Below are 674 nucleotides of genomic sequence, written 5' to 3'. Positions count from 1 at the left end.
CTTAACGCGGCGTTAGTTGCCCTGCGAAGCTATTAGTTTGCAGGAAATTTTTGCTTTTGATGTAGAACTCGCATTACACGAATAATTGAACCATCGACCCAGTATGAAATGATCATAGAGATTTCGGGGATAATTAGTAATCGGCCTCGAATACCATCTCGTTGAACACCCATTAAAGGTTGTTCAAGTAAGTTTTCAACTTTATCTTCAATGATTTCGTCAGTCTTTTCAGCTGCGTCAGGGTTGAAGTCATAAAGAAATTCAAATATTTTCTCACGATCATTCAATGATTCTTCTTCCCATAAAATCATTGATGGCCTCGATTGCGAATTTTAGCTTTTCGTTCAGCCATTCGAGTTTTTGCTGAGTCATGGTCAACAAATGTAGCTTTCCCGGAGTCGAATTTCTCAAATGCTAAGTTTACTTGTTCAGTTATCCAAGAGTCATGAGATAATGTTTTTCGTTGTTGCTCCGCCATTTGCTCTGTAAGCTCGCGGCAAGCATCGCTAAGTGTACGACCTTGGCTCTCCGCCATTTGTTGAGCTAAGCGTTTAATTTCGTCATCAATACGGAATTGAATTCTAGTATCCATGAATGGCTCCTAAGTTTTCGTGTGCACAAATGTTAGCACTAGCCTTGGGTAAGGGCAACTAACAACAATTTAAGAGTGACTC

At 40.1% G+C, this 674-nt stretch carries 2 protein-coding genes; both read right to left on the bottom strand.

Features of this window, described 5'->3' with window-relative positions; translation table 11 throughout:
• Positions 1–32 precede the first annotated feature (32 nt).
• Positions 33–311 (bottom strand): type II toxin-antitoxin system RelE/ParE family toxin, encoded by a 279-nt coding sequence (locus tag FCV43_RS19995; protein ID WP_136996165.1) that lies wholly within the window; start codon positions 309–311, stop codon positions 33–35.
• Positions 308–592 carry a type II toxin-antitoxin system RelB/DinJ family antitoxin gene (locus FCV43_RS19990; RefSeq protein ID WP_017051427.1) on the bottom strand — a complete coding sequence of 95 codons (285 nt, stop codon included), beginning with the start codon at positions 590–592 and terminating at the stop codon, positions 308–310. Before FCV43_RS19990 ends, FCV43_RS19995 begins: the two co-directional genes overlap by 4 nt.
• Positions 593–674 lie beyond the last annotated feature (82 nt).

Source organism: Vibrio genomosp. F6 (genome assembly GCF_005146325.1).
Taxonomy (GTDB): domain Bacteria; phylum Pseudomonadota; class Gammaproteobacteria; order Enterobacterales; family Vibrionaceae; genus Vibrio; species Vibrio cortegadensis.
Note: the sequence above shows the minus strand (reverse complement) of the source record. Positions and strands in the feature narration are given on the sequence as shown.

Coding starts and splice junctions, on each gene's coding strand:
- FCV43_RS19990 (WP_017051427.1), bottom strand. CDS start 592: ATGGATACTAGAATTCAATTCCGTATTGATGACGAAATTAAACGCTTA.
- FCV43_RS19995 (WP_136996165.1), bottom strand. CDS start 311: ATGATTTTATGGGAAGAAGAATCATTGAATGATCGTGAGAAAATATTT.